This window comes from Sphingorhabdus sp. (assembly GCF_035329025.1).
In the GTDB taxonomy this organism is placed as follows: domain Bacteria; phylum Pseudomonadota; class Alphaproteobacteria; order Sphingomonadales; family Sphingomonadaceae; genus Sphingorhabdus_B.
Genome location: NZ_DAOLHN010000011.1, coordinates 37432 through 55364, shown reverse-complemented (window position 1 = coordinate 55364; position 17933 = coordinate 37432). Strand labels below are relative to the sequence as shown.

Here is a 17933-nt window from a genome sequence, read left to right as displayed (position 1 = left end):
GCGCTATACATCGCGCCTATAGTGGTCGCCAGCCTGCATTGCCTCCGTGATGCGATGCCGCACTTCCGCCGAAATCGCCTTGCGATCGGGGTAGTGGGATGGATCGAACGGTTCCAGAAAATGGAGTGTCGCGGTGACGGGCATCACATAGGTCATGATCCGCCAGAAATTTTCGACAATGCCCTCTTCGCCCACCCAGGATAGGCGACGCGTATGTTCGCCATAGGTGAGGAATACCGGCTGCACCATCATGCCTTCAGGAGGCGGAACAAGCGCGGCAAAAAGCGAGGGTTTGAAGGGGAGCAAGCCGGAGCCATCATGCGTGGTGCCTTCGGGGAAGATCGTGACAGGTTGCTCGCCGCTCATCGCTTCGCGCAAATCGTCGACCTGATCGCCGACGCTCAAACGGTTTTCGCGGCTGACAAAGATAGTGTTGTTGATCGTGCACAGCCAGCCGATCAGCGGCCATTTTTCGATCCCGTCATTGGCGACAAAGGTGCAGCCGGTGACGCCAGAAATCACTGGAATATCGATCCAGCTATGATGGTTTGCTGCGTAGAAGACATTTTTTCGGATGCGCTGACCGCTGGTTGCGGTCGCAATACCGGCGGTCCAGCTAATCGACAGCAGGAAAAGTCGTGGCCAGGGTGATGGCTGGCGAAACAGGCGCCAGATATTGTGGAGGAGCAGCCCGACCAGAAGCGATGCGGCCATCAGCAACAGGCGCGCGCCAAACAGGATCTGCCCGAAAATCAGGCCGATCGGGTTGCGCTGCTTAATCGTCGCGGCTGAGTGCAACGCCGTATAGCTCCATACGGTGGTCGACTAAGCGATAACCCAGCTTTTCCGCTATCACTTTTTGCAACGCCTCAAGTTCCGGATCGACAAACTCGATGACTTTGCCGGTTTCGACGTCGATCAAATGGTCGTGATGCGCCTCCGGCGATGCCTCATAGCGCGCGCGCCCGTCGCCAAAATCATGGCGGTCGAGAATGCCTGCTTCTTCGAACAGGCGGACCGTGCGGTAAACGGTCGCAATCGAAATCTTTGCGTCTATCGCAGATGCGCGGCGATAGAGTTCTTCGACATCGGGATGATCGTCTGCATCGGATATGACGCGCGCGATTACGCGCCGCTGGTCGGTAATGCGCAGGCCGCGTTCGGCGCACAGCGCTTCAAGGTCAATCCGGGATTCCATGTTACGGTATTTAGTGTCGCGCGGGGATTCGTCAATGAAAAGGGCCAGTCCACACCAGACCGGCCCTTTCATCAATTCCGCTTTGAGTGAAAGACTATTTCACTTTCTTTTTGCGGCCAGAACCCGGTGCACGGCCCAGGCCGATTGCCTTTGCAAGGTCGCGACGCTGTTCGGCATAGGCCGGGGCAACCATCGGATAGTCCGCTGCCAGACCCCACTTTGCACGATAGTCATCCGGCGTCATGCCATAATGTGTCATCAGGTGGCGCTTGAGCATTTTCAGTTTCTTGCCGTCTTCAAGGCAGACGATATAATCGCGCTTTACAGAAGAACGGATCGGAACGGCAGGTTCAAGTGCCACTGCAGGTGCAGCAGCGCCCGCAGACAGGCCGGCTAGTGCGCCATGGATATTGGAAATCAAGGTCGGCAAATCAGAAACCGCCACCGTATTGTTGCTGACATGCGCCGCCACAATATCTGCGGTGAGCGTGATCAGCATTTCATTCGTGTCATTGCTATCTTCAGCCATATATATTCTCCCTTACCCGGTATTTTGTTTTTGACAGCAATGTTATTAAAGCATCTCAACTGTTCATTATCAATAAATTTCACAGAGAAATTTTCCCAATTCAGTCCAAATCATCATTCGGGTTGAAAGTATATCAAAAGTTCAATGCCATGGTGCTCGCATCGAAGCGATCACCGTTGATACCTCTGTAGTAAGACTTCCGGGTTCCGCAGCGTTCGAAGCCGTGGTTCTGATAGAAGAGCAGTGCGCTGTTGTTTGACCGTACTTCGAGGAAAATGCGGTTGCGCCCAGCCTGTCTTGCTTGATCAACAATATGCGCCAAGAGAGCGCGCGCTATGCCTTTGCGCTGATGTTCCGGTGCGACCCCGATCATCAACAATTCTTCTTCATCACAAACCCAACGGGTGAGGGCAAATCCTGCAATTTTGCCGCTTTGCTCCGCCAGCAATATGCTGGTTTGGGGCAAGGCTAATAGTGAAAGGCATTGGGCCGCTGTCCACGCTTCTCCATATTTCGGATCAAAAGCACTGTTCATGACGGGCATTATCGCAGCAATGTCGCTGGCGTCGCCCGTGATGATGGAGATATCTGTCATCGGGCCGTCGGTAATTTTGCGTCCGGGCCGCGCACATAAGCGGCGGAAGGCGCGAGCGTTGGAAGATGGGCGATGGCAGGCCAAAAGCGAGCGTCAGAGACAGCCTCTACCGCAATGCCTGCTTCACGTATGTCAATCAAAGCGGCTGCAGCATCGCCAACAATATAGTTGGCCTTGGACCTTAGGGCTGCCGCTTCAGGTAATAAGGAACAAGCATCAGCAATCGCTGAACCCACGGCATCGAAAGACTGGAAAAACAATTCACCATGGCCACCGTGGATGGCGACATCTATCGGTTCGGCGTTTCCGATTTTGTCGAGCGCAATTGCGGCAAGCATGGCCAGGCTATTATAGCCTTCGCAATCGACATTCCATGCCAATCCCAGAGCTTTGGCGGCAGACAGGCCAACGCGGATACCGGTGAAGCTGCCCGGTCCGACATTTACCGAGATAATATCGGCCAGCCCCTTTTCAGGGAGTTCAGCAATCATCGGCACCAGCCGCTCGGCATGGCCGCGCCCGATCACTTCATGGCGCGCGTCGATGCACTCAGTGCCTTCAAAGAGCGCAACCGAGCAGGCGCGCGATGCAGTGTCGATAACCAGCCGTCTCACGCGACGTCGCGTAGACGATCAGACGATCTTGTTAAAGCGGGCAAATTCCGGACGCGGGCTGCGTTCGAAGATTGTCGCCGGGTCGCCATAGCCGATGGTCGAGATGAAGTTCGATTTCACCTTGGTGCCGGCAAAGAACTCGGCGTCTACCGCATCATTGTTGAAACCCGACATCGCACCGGTATCCAACCCGAGCGCACGCGCGGCGAGAATGAAATAGCCGCCCTGAAGGCTGCTGTTGCGGAACGCGGTTTTTTCGATCAGCGCATCATTTCCGACGAACCAGCTGCGTGCATCGGTATGCGGGAACAGTTCGGGCAGGTTTTCGTAGAATTCCATGTCCATGCCAATGATCGCGGTTGCAGGTGCCTGCAGGATTTTCTCGCCATTGGCGGGCATGGCAAGCGCCGCAAGCTTTTGCTTCGATTCATCGCTGACGCACCAGACAATGCGCGCGGGCAGGCAGTTGGCCGAAGTCGGACCGTACTTCATCAGCTCCCACACCGCTTCCAACTGGTCGTTCGACACCGGCGTGTCGAGATAGCCATTATAGGTGCGAGCGGTGCGGAAAAGCTGGTCGAGCGCGGCATCGCCCAGCGGCTGATTGATCGGCATATTGGTTCCCCAGTTGGTAAGTTGTCAGGCCGCGCGGACTTCGGTCACTTCGGGCACATAATGTTTCAAAAGCTGTTCGATGCCATTTTTCAGCGTCGCGCTCGATGAAGGGCAGCCCGAACAGGCCCCTTGCATCTGCAGGAAAACGACGCCGCGCTGGAAACCGCGATAGACAATATCGCCGCCATCATTGGCGACCGCGGGACGGACGCGGGTTTCGATCAGTTCCTTGATCTGGTCGACAATTTCTGCGTCGGCGGGGTCGTCGAGCGGATATTCGTCATCCGCTGCGGGAACCGAGAAACCGGCCTTGGGCGCATGGAACAACGGCATGTCGGCCGAGAAATGATCGAGCAGGATCGACAGCACATCGGGCTTCAGGTCGGCCCAGCTGACGCCGGGGGCAGCGGTTACCGAGATAAATTCGCGACCGAAAAAGACACCGGTCACATCGCCAAGGCCAAACAAGGCTTCGGCGAGTGGAGAAGCTTCCGCCTCTTCATGGTCGGCAAAATCGCGGGTTCCGGCATCCATTACGATGCGTCCGGGCAGGAATTTGATTGTGGCCGGATTCGGCGTCAGTTCGGTCTCGATAATCATGCCCTCCATTTGGGGAGAGCGGGCAGGGGACACAAGGCCTTTTTCCTTCTCCGGCCAAAAGAAAACCCCGCACCCTTGTTCAAGGTACGGGGTCTTCCCTGGGAGAAACCGGTCGGTTTAAGCCGCTGCTTGCTGGTCCTCGCTCTTCGTCTTCCAGAGCGAGTAGAATATCCCGCCCAATATCAACGCGAAGGTCACGCTCAGGCTGATTACCGGCGGGAATTTGTCGCCGCCGATCAGGAAGTCGGAGATGAAAATCTTCGACCCGATAAACACCAGCACCAGCGCGAGTGCATATTTGAGGTAATGGAAACGGTGCACCATCGCCGCCAGCGCGAAATAGAGCGCGCGCAGGCCAAGGATCGCCATGATGTTCGAGGTGTAAACGATGAAGGTGTCGGTCGTGATCGCAAAGATCGCCGGTACCGAATCCACCGCGAATACCAAGTCCGCCAGATTGATAACGATCAACGCCAGCAACAGCGGGGTCATCGCGGTGACCATTTTGCCGGTCTTGCTATCAGGGACCTTCACGAGGAACTTCTCGCCATGCAGCTCATGCGTGACGCGGAAATGCTTGTTCATGAACTTGACGACAGGATTTTTGGACACGTCCATTTCCTGATCGCCGCTGAACAGCATCTTCACACCCGTCGCGATCAGGAAGGCCGCGAACAGATAGAGCGTCCAGTAGAACTCCTGCACCAGTGCAGCACCCGCCGCGATCATCAGGCCGCGCAACACAATCACCGCGATGATGCCCCAAAGCAGGGCTCGGTACTGATATTTGGCTGGGATCGCGAAATAGGTGAAAATCAGGCTGATCACGAAGACATTGTCGATCGACAGCGCCTTTTCGATGAAGAAGCCGGTATAATATTTCATGCCCAGATCGGGGCCTTTGGCATACCAGACCCACAGGCCGAAGGCCAAGGCGATGCCGATGTAGAATGCGGAAAGCTTCAGGCTTTCCTTAATGCCCATTTCCTTATCTTCCTTGTGCAGGAAACCAAGGTCAAAGGCGGTCAAGGCAACAACAATGCCGATGAAGGCAAGCCAGAACCAGACCGGCGTACCCAAAAACATATCGAACAGGAAATCCATCTGTAGGGCCCCTATGTGTCCAATCCGTCCCGAGAGACGGAGGTTGCGCCGCGTGTCGCGCTTTCGGATGAACAATCCGACATCACGCATGCCGCCGCATGCGCCAGAGGGGCCCGGATCGAGCGTCGATTTAGGGATTATGCCGCGAAATTCAACTGGGAATTTACCTGTAGCAACGACGGCAGTTGCCTCCCGCCATGTCGATGCCACTCAGATCGAATAGTCGGTGTTGGCCTCTCGTTGCTGCCGGTCGGCAGAAATGGCCTCTGCGCGGAGCAAGAGATTTTCCAGATCTTCCAGATCAATGTCAAAGGTTTCGCCGCTTTCGGCAATGGCTTGATCGATGTCGGCGCGCAGCAGGCCCGACAATATGGGGGACTCGACCACAGGTTCCGGTCGATGCGGATAACTGTGGCGTGAAAAACGATGGTAGAGCCAGCCCATTGCCAGCAATGCCGCACTGTTCGCGGCGACCAGCGTTACCGGATAAGCAAAGCTTGCCTTCACGATGGCATCCCCACCCAATATTGCAGTAATCGCAACGGCACCGCCGGGCGGGTGGAGGCAGCGCAGGATCGACATTCCCATGATCGCCAGCCCGACTGCCAGTCCGACGGCAAGCGCCGGATCGGGAATTGCATAGGCAACCGCTACGGCGACAGAGCCGGAAACCACATTGCCGCCGAATACCGGCCACGGCTGGGCGAGGGGGCTGGCGGGCACGGCAAAAACCAGAACTGCCGAGGCGCCGATAGGCGCAACCAGGAACGGAAAATCGGGAAAGGCATATCCAATCAGCATGCCTGTGAGGGCGGCCCCCAATACGCCAAAGGCTGCGCCGGCAGCAGCGCCGCTGCGATCACGCAGGCTTGCCCCGGCGAGCAGGGGCACAAACAGGCGCAGTCGCTGCATCAGCCCTTCATCGCTGCCAGCATCTCGCCCATTTTTTGGTGAAGCATATTCACGGCTTTCAAAGGACGCACCATCACTTTGAAATGGGTGATCAGGCCATCATCGTCACATGAAATCATGTCGATGCCATTGATTTTGATACCGTCGATTTCGGCTGTGAATTCCAGGATTGAGCTGTTCTCGCGGTGCCATTCGCCGACATAGCGGAATGTATCATTGCCCAGCGTGTGGCCGGCAGCAGCGAGATATTTGGAGGTGATAGCCTTGCCTAGCTGCGGGCTGTGGACGACCGGGCTTTCGAAAACACAGTCGTCGTGCAGGATCTTTTCAATCTCGGCGACATCTTTCGACAGCGCGACGCGGTGCCAGATTTCTGCGGGGTTGTGTGCCATATTTTCTATCCTCCCAAACCGGAGCCCTGAGCCTGTCGAAGGGCGCTTGTCCGTAAAACGTGCTTCGACAGGCTCAGCACTGCGGTGGTTAGTATCCCAAATCCAAATTGACCAAAGGCTCCAGCTTCTCGCCCTTGTGATAGCGTTTCAGATTTTCGAGGAAGCGTTCGGCAGAGCGCACAAACATCTTGTCCTGCGCGCGACCTGACAGGTGCATGCTGATATGGCAATTGTCGAGGTTCCATAACGGGTGGTGGGCAGGGAGTGGTTCGGGCGTCGTTACGTCGAGGAATGCACCACCAATTTGCTGGTCCTGCAATGCCTTCACCAGCGCATCCTGATCGACCACCGATCCGCGCGCGATATTCACCAGCACCGCGCTCTGCTTCATCTCGGCCAGCTCGTCGGCACCGATCATTTCCTCGGTTTCGGGCGTTGCGGGGACGGCAAGTATCACCCAGTCAAACTCGCCCAGCCGCGCTTGCCAGGCATCGGGCGCGAGGCTCGACGGGCCCGGTGTGCGGCGGACTATCGTCACATCGACATTGAATGCCTTCAGCCGTTCCTCGATCAGCTTGCCGATCGCGCCATAGCCCAGCAGCAAGGCCTTTGATCCATAGAGTTCCACCTTGCCAGGCGAATCGATCAGCCATTCGCGCCGGTCCTGCGCGTGCATTACGTCGCGATAGCCCTTGGCGATATTGAGCATCCCCATGACGACATATTCGGCGATAGTGATCGCGTTGATCCCCGCGCCGTTGGTAACCTTGGTCCCGCGTTTCTTGAGCTCGGCGAGCGGCATGCCATCGACACCTGCATAGATGCTGTTGAGCCATTTCAGGTTGGTCGCCGCCGTGATGATCGCCGCCATGTCGGCCTTGTCATACATGTCGAACCAGCCGATTTCGGCGAGCAGCGCGAGTTCGAGCGCCTCTTCCTTGGTGACATACCAATGCGCCTCGACCCAATCAGGCAGACGCGGTTCGACCATCGCGCGGATCAGGCTGGAGGCCACAAATTTGGTTTTGGTCACTTACTTACTCCCCTCCCGCTTGCGGGAGGGGCCGGGGGAGGGCCTGTCCCGCAACTTGGAAGAACACTCATGCCCTCCCCTGACCCCTCCCGCAAGCGGGAGGGGGAATTACACCTCAATCCGCCAATCCCACCCCAACGGATCGCCGTCCATCACCTCGACGCCCTTGGCGATGAGTTCGTCGCGGATTGCGTCGGATTTGGCAAAATCCTTGTTCGCACGGGCTTCCTTGCGGCTGGTCAGGGCCGCTTCGATTTCCGTTGCGCTGATTTGCGCCTTTTTCGGCTGCACCCGCAAGTCGGCGCGTTCCAGTTGCAGCAGGTCGAGGCCTAGCACTGTGTCCATTTGCGCGATGGCGAGCAGCTTTTGCCCTTGATCGACCTTTTTGAGCGACAGCGTTTCTTCGAGCGCCGTCAAGGCGATGGCCGTGTTCAGGTCATCCGATACAGCATCATCGAAACGCTCAAACAGGTCGAGCAAACGCTTGTCGGTCGTCTCGCTTGCTGGCTCGATGCCTTTTACAGCCGCGACCGCCATCACCATCCGCTTCAACCGTGTGAAGGCCGCCTGTAGTCCTTCCCAGCTAAACTCCAGCTCGCTCCGATAATGCGCCTGCAGGCACATCAGGCGGTAGGCGAGGGGGTGGAAGCCCTTGTCGATCAGCAACTGCACACGCAAGAATTCGCCTGCGCTCTTGCTCATCTTGCCGCTACGCTCGATCAGGAAATTATTGTGCATCCACATCCGCGCGCCACTGTGGTCGCTATGGCAAAAGGCCTGGTTCTGCGCGATCTCGTTCGGGTGGTGGATCTCGCGATGGTCGATGCCGCCGGTGTGGATATCAAACGGAAAGCCGAGCAAGTCGCCCGACATCACCGAGCATTCAAGGTGCCAACCCGGCGCGCCGCGGCCCCAGGGACTGTCCCATTCCATCTGGCGCTTTTCGCCCTCCGGCGTCTTGCGCCAGATCGCGAAGTCCGCCGCATGGCGTTTGCCTTCGACGGCCTCGATGCGGCCCCCCTGACTATTGGCGCCTTCGTCGGTCTGCGCGCGGGCGAGCGCGCCATAATTGGCGACTGTCGAGGTATCGAAATACAGCCCGCTTTCCAGTTCATAGCAATGCTTGTCGGCGATGCTTTTGGCGAACTCGATCATCTGCGGCACATAGTCGGTGGCGATCGACCATTTGGCGGGTTGGCGGATGTTCAGCGCCTTGATATCGGCCCAATAGGCCTCGGTATAATGGCGCGCGATATCCCAGATAGACTGCGCTCTTTCCGCCGCCATCTTCTCCATCTTGTCCTCACCCGCATCGGCATCGTCGGTCAGATGGCCGACATCAGTGATGTTGATGATGTGGGTCAGCTTATAGCCCTTGTAGCTCAGCACGCGACCAAGCGTATCGGCAAAGACATAGGCGCGCATATTGCCGATATGCGGGTAATTATAGACCGTCGGTCCGCAGCTATAGACACGCGCCTCGCCGGGGTGGACGGGCTGGAATGTTTCCAGTTGGCGGGTCAGGCTGTTGAAGAGTTTCAGGTCGGACATGGGCTGGGCGATGGCTTAGCGAGGCCTTGCAGTCAAGAACCACGTCGCCCCTGCGCAGGCAGGGGCCGCGGTAGATTTACCCAACAATGGACGAATAAACTTCAAGCGGCCCCTGCCTGCGCAGGGGCGACGGGTGCGTTAAAACCCTTCCCAAGTCACCACTTCATCCAGCGGCGCTCTCGGCACAGGAAAGTTATTCACCGGCGCATCCGGATCGCGATGGCCGATCGCCGCCCCGCAGAAAAAGATATGATCGTCGGGAATGTTAAAGCACGCCCTGATTTGCGGCGTGTAGATTGCCCACGCCTCCTGAAAGCAGCAATCGAGCCCTTCCTCACGCAGCAACAGCGCAACCGTCTGCAACCACATGCCGATATCCGACCATTGCGGCGGGCCCATATAGCGCGGGGTGTGGATCAGCATCAGCACCGGAGCGTCAAAGGCGCGGAAATTGCGCGCGAACCACATCAACCGCGCCATCTTGTTGTCACGTGGGATATCGAGCGCGGCGTACATCGCTTCGCCCACGCCAAAGCGGCTATCCTTGTATCGGCCATCGAGTTCGGGCGGGTAGATGTTGTACTCGGGTTTATGGGCAGCCGGGCCTTGCGGAACGACTTCAGCTACAGCTGCCAGCAATTTCTTCAACGGCTCGCCCGTTGCCATCACCGCATTCCAAGGCTGCGTGTTACCGCCAGAGGGCGCATTCTGCGCTTTGGTAAGGATGCGTTCGAGCAATGCCTTGTCGACCGGCTTATCGAGAAATTCGCGCACCGACCGACGGGATGCGACTGCTTCGGTGACGTTCATATGCTGCCCTCCAGAGATTTAATCGTTCGATTAAAATTCTGTCACGCCTTCAGCGAATTGCAAGCCTATTCCTCGTCGAACAGTCCGGCCAATTGCTCGATCATCGTCCCGCCCAGTTGCTCCGCATCCATGATGGTGACAGCGCGTCGGTAGTAACGAGTGACATCATGGCCGATGCCGATCGCGACCAGTTGCACCGGGCTGCGGCTTTCGATCATTTCTATCACGCGCCTCAGATGCTGTTCCAGATAGCCGCCATGGTTGACCGACAAGGTCGAGTCATCGACCGGCGCACCGTCGGAGATCACCATCAGGATGCGGCGGTCTTCGGGGCGGGCGATCAGGCGGTTGTGCGCCCAGAGCAGGGCCTCACCGTCGATATTTTCTTTGAGCAAGCCTTCGCGCATCATCAGGCCGAGGTTGCGGCGGGCGTGCCGCCAGGGCTCATCGGCCTTTTTGTAGACGATGTGGCGCAAGTCGTTGAGGCGGCCGGGCATGGCGGGACGTCCGGCGGCAAGCCAATCCTCACGCGATTGCCCGCCTTTCCACGCGCGCGTAGTGAAGCCCAAAATCTCGGTCTTCACGCCGCAGCGTTCGAGCGTGCGGGCCATGATGTCGGCGCTGATCGCGGCGATCGAAATCGGCCGTCCGCGCATTGAGCCGCTGTTGTCGATTAGCAGCGTGACCACCGTATCGCGGAATTCGACATCGCGTTCGACCTTATAGCTCAATGAGCTTCCCGGAGCGACGACTATGCGGGCAAGCCGCGCGGCGTCGAGCAGCCCTTCTTCCTGATCGAAATCCCAGCTGCGATTCTGTTGTGCCATCAGGCGGCGTTGCAGGCGGTTGGCGAGCCGTGTCACCGCGCCCTGCAAGCCCGACAGTTGCTGGTCGAGATAGGCGCGCAGCCGGTTGAGTTCTTCCTCATCGGCGAGGTCGGTCGCACCGACAACTTCGTCATATTTGGTCGTCCAGCTTTTGTAATCGCTTTGCGGTAAATGATCCCAGTTGCGGCGCTGCGGGTTGACCGGCTGCATGCCGTCTTCACCCATGTCGCCATCGGTATCATCCATGTCGTCCATTTGCGACTGGTCATATTCGGCTTCGGACTCTTCGCCTTCGCCCTCTTGCGGTTCGGCGCGGGCTTCGGCCTGTCCGGCTTCGCCCTGGCCCTCATCTTCGCTTTCGCCGTCCTGCTCTTGCTCCTGTTCGGATTCGTCTCCGCCTTCGTCGGCTTCATTGGGTTCGATTTCACCCTCGGTCAGGTCGAGATGCTCGAGCATCGTCTGCGCGAGCGAAGCAAAGGCTGCCTGATCGTCGAGTGCGAGGCCAAGGGCATCCAAGTCGCCCCCAGCCTTTTCCTCAATCCATTCGCGCAGCATGTCGACGCCTTGCGCGGCATTTTCGGGAACCGGCTGGCCGGTCAGCCGTTCGCGCACCATCAGCGCGAGTGCGGTTGAGATCGGTACTTCTTCCGCCGCCTGCGCGCGCGAAATCGGGTCGGTGCGCAGCCGCATCTCCAGCGAGTGGGTCAGGTTGCCCTTCACGCCCTCCATCGCGCGCGAGCCCAGCGCCTCGATACGAGCCGTCTCTATGGCGTCGAAGGCGGCCCCTGCCATTGCCTCATGAGGTCGCAGTGCTGCATGGCGTGCCGCATCATGATGTTTAAGGCGAAGCGCGAAACTGTCAGCAAAACCCCGCGCTTCGGCAACCTGTTCGGGGGGCAGCGAACGGCCCGGCATCGGCACGCGAAAATTCTTCCCCGCCTGTGTCGGCGCGTCGGCGGTGAAGGCCAGTTCGATCTCTGGATCGTTCGCAATGGCGCGCGAGGTGCCGGTCAGCACCTGTTTAAATTGTTCGAGAGGGGAGTTGTCTGCCATGATCGACTCAGGGCCTTAACGGCAAATTTCCACCACGCAAAGGTTCAGCTGCAATTGAAAACGAGCAATTCATTCGGTTGCTGGGGCAGCAACTGGCGAACGGCTGCATTCATCGACGCCACCTTTTCCAGCATCGCAGAATCGGCTGAACAGCTTTTCACATCATATTGGTTTCGTGCATCGCGGGCCTTTTGCATCGCCTCCGACCCAAGCAAATGCCTCTCGATGCGATAGGTGCTGCTTCCCGGTTGGAAACTGATGATCGAAACCTGTGCTTCGTTATTGGGAACGAATGTGCGGACCCAGCGATCGCCATCCTCCGCATATTGCGTCCTTCCGTTGACGCAGCCATTGGCTGCCCATTCGAATGGGACATCGGCTGTATCCGAAACAGTAATCCGGCTGCGGCTACGGTCTATCACGCAGGTCAGCTTGCCTTCTTGCGCAACCTTGGCTGGGGCGGCCGGGTCTTCGATGTCGGTCAGGCGGGCCTTGGTGAGTTCATCCACTTCGGAAAAGCTCGGCCTTGCGTACCAGGTAAGCAGGGCCGCAATGACCAGCGCCGCTGCCGCACCACCAGCCAGCTTTGCCTGATCGCGTCTTTCGCGCTCCAGCAACTGCCAACTCGTCCCCGCTGCACCCAGCGCGAGAAATATCAGGACAACGGTCAACATCGACAGATTGTCGCGTGATTCGATGATGTCATATTCGGCCAGTCGCCGCGCTTCGCCGAAACTTTTGCTACGGGCCGCTTCGGTCAGCCGGTTTTCCTCGGCAATTCGGGCAGCTTCGGCGGCTGCCCTTTCGGCTTCGGCCCGGCTCATCTCGGCGCGCGAGAGGCATTCGCTATCGACCGAGCGGAAAGCGACACCATTTTTTCGCAAGAAAGCGGCAGCTTCGCGCTGCGCGACTGCGAAAAAGAATTCGGCATCACTGCCATCCGAAAGGCTGCCAAAGCTGTTGACGCCCAGAACGCGTCCGCAGCCATCGACCAAAGGTCCGCCGCTATTGCCGCCACCGATCGCCGCTGTGTGCAGCAAGGTCTCGAAATCCTTCGCAGATCGTCCGCCCGAAATATTGCCGCGGGTTTTCACTGGCGTCTGCGGGCGCAGGACGTCGGCCATATTGAGGCCCTGCGCGATATCGACGCCACCGGGATAGCCAATCGCAAAGACATCGGCGCCATCGCCTACCGGGCCACTGAAAAAAGTGGCCGGTGTAAGGCGCTTGCCGTCATTCAACGCGATCAGAGCCAGGTCGTTGCGCGGGGATCGATCCATCACCTCGGCAGCTATCGCCTCGCCGCCATCTGAAGGCACGATTACGATGCGGATGGCCCCGTCATATTCCTCCTCGGAAACGACATGGGCGTTGGTCAGCACCTTGTCCGGTGCAACAACGATACCTGATCCGTGACCGATCGGCGTGTCCCCGCCCGATGCCGGGAAGACGACCACGCGAACGACGCTGCGGCTGGCGGCGGCAATGTCTTCCGGGTCGGCGCGGGCAGTCGATGCAAAAATCAACGCGATCATCGTAGCAATAAGGCCGGTCAAACTAAGTCGCACACGAATCTCCCTCAGGCCCCGCAAAGCCTTCGAACACATTTAAGCCCTTGGTTCAATGCAAAGGCTATCAGCCTCACTGCTTCCTTACAGGCTCTTCACGCGCCTGCACGTTCACCCCATCGCGCCCGATAGTGACATCCAGCGGCACACCTTCGACTTGCCCGCTGACAGTCACGCCCTTGCCGGGGTCGACGCGGACTTCGGTGCCATTGATATTGACCGGCAGTTCCGGGATGTCCGGCAGGTCGAGCGGTTCGATCGGTCCCGTTGGATCGGGCTCGACTGCCGGTTTTGGCTTGGGCCGCGCACCGGCGCCTTTGACTGCCTGGCCCATGAAGTCACGCCAGATGCGCGCGGGCAGGCCGCCGCCGGTCATGTTCCTCAGCGGAGTATTGTCGTCATTGCCGATCCACACGCCAACCACCAGGTCACCCGCAAAGCCGATGAACAACGCATCGCGATAGTCCTGGCTGGTGCCTGTCTTGCCATAGGCCGGGATCGAAAGCCGCGCCGCACGTCCGGTGCCCTGATTGACGGTCGCGCCAAGCAGTTCGAGCAGCGCCTTGTGCTGGGCATTGCTGAAGCTGCGCTGCGCCGACATCAGCCAGCCGAACCAGCCTTCATCCTCGGCCACAAACGCCCTCGGTTCGACCGGCCATTTATTCCCGGCAATGCCGGCATAAGCCGATGTCAGTTCGAGCAAGGTCATGCCTGAACTGCCAAGCGCCAGGCTGGCGTCGCGCGTTAACGGGCTTTGTACCCCCAAATCCTTTGCCGCACGCGCCACCGCGCTATAGCCCAGCTGGTTGTAAAGGCGCACGGCGACGACGTTGCTCGATTGTGCAAAAGCCTGTTTCAGCGTGATTTCGCCGCGATAGCGGTCGCTGTAATTTTTGGGGCGATAGGCACCTTCGATAATCGGGCTGTCATCAACCTTGCTCTCGGGCGTCATCCCGCTGCGCAGCGCAGCGGTATAAACAAACAGCTTGAAGGTCGAACCCGGCTGGCGCTTCGCCTGCGTCGCCCGGTTGAAGGGGCTGTCTTTGTAGCTTTTGCCGCCCACCATCGCCACGACTTCGCCATTGGGCCGCATCGCGACCAGCGCAACCTGCGCATTACCCAAAGGTGCGCGCGCAATCACCTTGCGGGCGATATTCTGCAGGCGCGAATCCAGCGTGGTGCGAATGACCTGATCCGAATAGCCAGTTTCGGCATCGAGCCGCGCTTGTGGCATCGCCCAGTCGGCGAAATAGGTGCCGGTCGGCAGCGTTTCCTTATAGCGCACATCGATCCGCGCGATCGGTGTCGCATCGGCCTTGGCCTCGCTGATTGCACCGGTTGCGACCATCGCGTTCAACACCAGCTTCGCGCGTTTTGCCGCGCGCTGGGGATTGCGCGTCGGGGCAAGGCGGTTAGGCGCTTGCACCAGTCCTGCAAGCATCGCCGCCTGCGACAGCGTCAGATTTTCGGGCTTGCGATAGAAATAGTGCATCGATGCCGCGCGCAGGCCGTAAATATTGTCTCCGAAATAGGCATTTGACAGATAGCGTTCAAGGATTTCATCCTTGGTCAGCCAAGCCTCCAGCCAGAATGCGATCAGCGCCTCACGCGCCTTACGAGTCAGGCTGCGCTCTGGTGTCAGGAAGGTGAATTTCGCAAGCTGCTGGGTTATCGTACTGCCGCCCTGTTTGAGGCCGCTGCCGAAGGTGTTGCTCCACATCGCGCGGGCGATGCTGCGCGGGTCGACGCCCCAGTGCGAATAGAAACGCCTGTCCTCAATCGAAAGGAAGGCCTGCACGACATGCGGCGGCAATTCCTTGACCTTGACGGGCTTGTCGACAATTGCACCGTTGCGGGCAATCGGTGTGCCATCCCATGCCAGCAGGGTGATGCGCGGCGGCGCGATGGGCTGCAGCGATTTGGAAAGCGGGGCCGTGACCGCCAGCCAGAAAACAATCAGGATGAACAGCAGCAACAGGCCAGCGCTGGCACGGGTGAACCACCACCAACGGGTTTTGCCGAGCAACCATTTCTTCGCAGTTTCGATTGACGGCGATGCTGCAGGTGTCGTGCTTTCCCAAGGCTTTGCTTCGCCGGGAAACATCCCGGCATAGGCACGGTCGAACGCCGCCAGTCTGCTGTCGATATTGGTCGGGGGAGGGGTTTTGGATCGGCGGAAGAACATCGATATGCTGTGTTATAGGAATAAGACGGCTAAGGGTAGAGCAAATTTTGGCTTACAGGAAGCTGTATGGATCTACATCCACCCCGACGCGCACCCCGCGCGGGAATTGTAGGCCACCGAGCCACTCGCGCATGATATTCTGCAGCTCGACCGAGCGTTGGGCGTGAACCAGCAGGCGTTGCCGGTGCCGCCCGCGCAGCATGGCGAGCGGAGCAGGAGCGGGGCCATAGACGTGCATCCCCTCAATTTCAGGAGCCGAACCGCCGATTGCGCGCGCAGCTTCGATGGCTTCGCGTTCATCTTCAGAACTGATGATGATCGCGGCGAAACGCCCAAAAGGCGGGGCGCCGGCGCGGCGGCGTTGCGCGGTTTCGGCGTCGTAAAAGGCATCGCGATCGCCTTCGACCAGTGCCGCGATCACAGGGTGCGACGGATTGCGAGTCTGGATGAAGACTTCGCCGGGCTTCTCTGCTCGACCTGCCCGCCCGGCGGCTTGCGCGATCTGCTGGAAGGTGCGCTCGGCGGCGCGCAAATCGCCGCCCTCCAAACCAAGATCAGCGTCGATCACACCCACCAGCGTCAGTTCGGGAAAGTGATAGCCCTTGGTCACCAATTGCGTGCCGATGATGATGTCTACGGCCTTATTCTCGACCAGTGCAACAAATTCGGCGGCCTTTTCCGGCGACCATAATGTGTCTGAAGTTGCGACGATGGTCCGCGCCTCGGGTAACATGCGCTGCACCTCGTCGCAGATGCGCTCGACCCCGGGCCCGCAGGGGACGAGGCTGTCTTCGGCGCTGCATTCGGGGCAGGCGTCAGGCGGCGGCATCACATGGCCGCAATGATGGCAGGCAAGGCGGCGGACCAGCCGGTGCTCGACCATCCATGCAGTGCAATTGGGGCATTCGAACCGATGTCCGCAATTGCGACACAAGGTGAGTGGCGCATAACCTCGGCGGTTGAGGAACAGCAGGCTCTGCTCGCCGCGTTCCAGCCTTTCCTCCAGCGCCTTGAGCAATGTAGGGGCAATCCAGTGGCCGCGCTCTGGCTGATCCTGCGTCAGGTCGATCGCTTCGATCCGTGGCATCTTCGCAGCGCCAAAGCGTGATGGGATTTCCAGGCCCTTATAGCGGCCGATGCTGACCATGTGGCGGCTCTCAAGCGCTGGGGTTGCCGACGCCAGCACGACCGGGAAGCCTTCAAACTTGCCACGCATCACGGCAACGTCGCGCGCATGATAGCGCACGCCATCCTCCTGTTTGAAACTGATCTCATGCGCCTCGTCGACGACGATCAGTCCGGGGTTGGCAAAAGGCAGGAACAGTGCCGAGCGTGCACCGGCGACGACTTGCACCCGTCCCTCGGCTACGCCGCGCCACACGCGGCGGCGCTGCGACTGTTTCATCCCCGAATGCCATGTTGCAGGTTCGACCCCGAAGCGTGCCTCAAAGCGTTGAAGAAAGGGCTGCGTGAGTGCAATTTCCGGTAGCAAGACAAGCACTTGTTTGCCAGTCTTGAGAGCTTCTGCGACCGCTTCAAAATAGGTTTCGGTCTTGCCCGAACCGGTAACGCCATCGAGCACAATCGGCTCGAACGCGCCTTGTTTCACCGCATCGCGCATCACCCCGGCAGCAGCTTCCTGTAGGTCAGATAGTTCTGGACGATGATGCTCCGGATCCGGTGCCGCAAAGGGCGCATCGATGCTGACTGTCACCGGCTCCAGCGCGCCAACTTTTACCAGCCCACGGATCACGCCTTCACTGACGCCCGCTTGTTCGGCCAGCTCACGCACCAGCCCTTGCACGTCCACCAAAGCATCCAGCGCAGCTGCGCGTTGCGGGGTCAACCGGGCGGGCTCAATTCCTGAAGGCCGATATTCGGTGACAGTTCCTCCGGCTGACAGCGCGGCAGAGGATGAAATCACCATCCGCAACACGGCAGCATGGTTAGACAAATAATAGTCGGCGACCCAATCAACGAGCCTTCTCAGACCGCGCTTGATAGGCGGGACGTCGATAACCTCCAACACGTTGCGCAGGCGGTGCTCCTCGACCGCCTCGTCGCCGAATACGCCGTCATCCCAGATCACGCCAACCATCTTGCGCGGCCCCAGAGGTACGACGACCGCTGAACCGACATCGGCTTCCATCCAGTCGGGCAGGCGATAGTCGAGCGGCCCGATGACTTGCGTCAACAGGACCACGCGCACACGCTTGCCGGAGGGACGGGGACGATTCATCCGGCGGATATAGGGTGCGCCCATCGCTGCGTCACGTATTTGGCGTCCCATTCATGGCAGAGACGGAATTTTTCTGATATTCAAACGCGATAGGGTTTGGGAGGAGTC

Annotated in this window: 17 protein-coding genes; all 17 read right to left on the bottom strand. The window is 58.9% G+C overall.

What is annotated here, in order from left to right:
* Window positions 1-3: 3 nt before the first annotated feature.
* Window positions 4-798, bottom strand: coding sequence for a lysophospholipid acyltransferase family protein (locus PKC81_RS04685; protein WP_324333602.1), 795 nt, complete (start codon window positions 796-798; stop codon window positions 4-6).
* Window positions 776-1198 (bottom strand): Fur family transcriptional regulator, encoded by a 423-nt coding sequence (locus PKC81_RS04680; protein ID WP_115549047.1) that lies wholly within the window; start codon window positions 1196-1198, stop codon window positions 776-778. Before PKC81_RS04680 ends, PKC81_RS04685 begins: the two co-directional genes overlap by 23 nt.
* 94 nt (window positions 1199-1292) lie before the next feature.
* A complete protein-coding gene (locus PKC81_RS04675; RefSeq protein ID WP_324333600.1) occupies window positions 1293-1727 on the bottom strand; it encodes a MucR family transcriptional regulator in 435 nt (144 codons plus the stop codon).
* Between the two features lie 133 nt (window positions 1728-1860).
* Complete coding sequence (gene rimI / locus PKC81_RS04670; protein WP_324333598.1) at window positions 1861-2322, bottom strand: ribosomal protein S18-alanine N-acetyltransferase; 462 nt, start codon at window positions 2320-2322, stop codon at window positions 1861-1863.
* The gene (gene tsaB, locus PKC81_RS04665) at window positions 2319-2936 is read right to left on the bottom strand and encodes a tRNA (adenosine(37)-N6)-threonylcarbamoyltransferase complex dimerization subunit type 1 TsaB (RefSeq protein WP_324333596.1); all 618 of its coding nucleotides are present in this window, start codon (window positions 2934-2936) and stop codon (window positions 2319-2321) included. Before tsaB ends, rimI begins: the two co-directional genes overlap by 4 nt.
* Window positions 2937-2954: 18 nt before the next feature.
* Entirely contained in the window at window positions 2955-3545 is a 591-nt protein-coding gene (locus PKC81_RS04660) for a malonic semialdehyde reductase (protein ID WP_324333631.1), read from the bottom strand.
* Window positions 3546-3575: 30 nt separating this feature from the next.
* Window positions 3576-4151 carry a NifU family protein gene (locus PKC81_RS04655; protein WP_324333594.1) on the bottom strand — a complete coding sequence of 192 codons (576 nt, stop codon included), beginning with the start codon at window positions 4149-4151 and terminating at the stop codon, window positions 3576-3578.
* Window positions 4152-4268: 117 nt separating this feature from the next.
* Window positions 4269-5255 carry a TerC family protein gene (locus PKC81_RS04650; RefSeq protein WP_324333592.1) on the bottom strand — a complete coding sequence of 329 codons (987 nt, stop codon included), beginning with the start codon at window positions 5253-5255 and terminating at the stop codon, window positions 4269-4271.
* A gap of 210 nt (window positions 5256-5465) precedes the next feature.
* Window positions 5466-6167, bottom strand: coding sequence for an HPP family protein (locus PKC81_RS04645; protein WP_324333589.1), 702 nt, complete (start codon window positions 6165-6167; stop codon window positions 5466-5468).
* Window positions 6167-6559, bottom strand: a complete 393-nt coding sequence (locus PKC81_RS04640) for a nuclear transport factor 2 family protein (RefSeq protein WP_324333587.1) — start codon at window positions 6557-6559, stop codon at window positions 6167-6169. The genes PKC81_RS04645 and PKC81_RS04640 overlap by 1 nt, the downstream gene beginning before the upstream one ends.
* An 88-nt stretch (window positions 6560-6647) precedes the next feature.
* Window positions 6648-7592, bottom strand: a complete 945-nt coding sequence (locus tag PKC81_RS04635; RefSeq protein WP_324333585.1) for a D-2-hydroxyacid dehydrogenase — start codon at window positions 7590-7592, stop codon at window positions 6648-6650.
* Between the two features lie 108 nt (window positions 7593-7700).
* On the bottom strand, window positions 7701-9143 hold the full coding sequence (cysS, locus tag PKC81_RS04630; protein WP_324333583.1) for a cysteine--tRNA ligase: 1443 nt from the start codon (window positions 9141-9143) through the stop codon (window positions 7701-7703).
* A 138-nt stretch (window positions 9144-9281) separates the two neighbouring features.
* A complete protein-coding gene (locus PKC81_RS04625; protein WP_324333581.1) occupies window positions 9282-9953 on the bottom strand; it encodes a nitroreductase in 672 nt (223 codons plus the stop codon).
* A gap of 65 nt (window positions 9954-10018) precedes the next feature.
* Complete coding sequence (gene cobT / locus PKC81_RS04620) at window positions 10019-11833, bottom strand: cobaltochelatase subunit CobT (protein ID WP_324333579.1); 1815 nt, start codon at window positions 11831-11833, stop codon at window positions 10019-10021.
* 44 nt (window positions 11834-11877) lie between these two features.
* Complete coding sequence (locus tag PKC81_RS04615) at window positions 11878-13389, bottom strand: trypsin-like peptidase domain-containing protein (protein WP_324333577.1); 1512 nt, start codon at window positions 13387-13389, stop codon at window positions 11878-11880.
* Window positions 13390-13474: 85 nt separating this feature from the next.
* Window positions 13475-15586 (bottom strand): PBP1A family penicillin-binding protein, encoded by a 2112-nt coding sequence (locus tag PKC81_RS04610; RefSeq protein WP_324333575.1) that lies wholly within the window; start codon window positions 15584-15586, stop codon window positions 13475-13477.
* 52 nt (window positions 15587-15638) lie between these two features.
* Window positions 15639-17825, bottom strand: a complete 2187-nt coding sequence (locus tag PKC81_RS04605) for a primosomal protein N' (protein ID WP_324333629.1) — start codon at window positions 17823-17825, stop codon at window positions 15639-15641.
* Window positions 17826-17933: the final 108 nt, after the last annotated feature.

What these genes read in the sequence shown, in the direction of transcription:
- PKC81_RS04680 (WP_115549047.1), bottom strand. Translation starts at nt 1,198, where the DNA reads ATGGAATCCCGGATTGACCTTGAAGCGCTGTGCGCCGAACGCGGCCTG.
- PKC81_RS04675 (WP_324333600.1), bottom strand. Translation starts at nt 1,727, where the DNA reads ATGGCTGAAGATAGCAATGACACGAATGAAATGCTGATCACGCTCACC.
- rimI (WP_324333598.1), bottom strand. Translation starts at nt 2,322, where the DNA reads ATGACAGATATCTCCATCATCACGGGCGACGCCAGCGACATTGCTGCG.
- PKC81_RS04655 (WP_324333594.1), bottom strand. Translation starts at nt 4,151, where the DNA reads ATGATTATCGAGACCGAACTGACGCCGAATCCGGCCACAATCAAATTC.
- PKC81_RS04650 (WP_324333592.1), bottom strand. Translation starts at nt 5,255, where the DNA reads ATGGATTTCCTGTTCGATATGTTTTTGGGTACGCCGGTCTGGTTCTGG.
- PKC81_RS04645 (WP_324333589.1), bottom strand. Translation starts at nt 6,167, where the DNA reads ATGCAGCGACTGCGCCTGTTTGTGCCCCTGCTCGCCGGGGCAAGCCTG.
- PKC81_RS04640 (WP_324333587.1), bottom strand. Translation starts at nt 6,559, where the DNA reads ATGGCACACAACCCCGCAGAAATCTGGCACCGCGTCGCGCTGTCGAAA.
- cysS (WP_324333583.1), bottom strand. Translation starts at nt 9,143, where the DNA reads ATGTCCGACCTGAAACTCTTCAACAGCCTGACCCGCCAACTGGAAACA.
- PKC81_RS04625 (WP_324333581.1), bottom strand. Translation starts at nt 9,953, where the DNA reads ATGAACGTCACCGAAGCAGTCGCATCCCGTCGGTCGGTGCGCGAATTT.
- cobT (WP_324333579.1), bottom strand. Translation starts at nt 11,833, where the DNA reads ATGGCAGACAACTCCCCTCTCGAACAATTTAAACAGGTGCTGACCGGC.
- PKC81_RS04610 (WP_324333575.1), bottom strand. Translation starts at nt 15,586, where the DNA reads ATGTTCTTCCGCCGATCCAAAACCCCTCCCCCGACCAATATCGACAGC.
- PKC81_RS04605 (WP_324333629.1), bottom strand. Translation starts at nt 17,825, where the DNA reads ATGAATCGTCCCCGTCCCTCCGGCAAGCGTGTGCGCGTGGTCCTGTTG.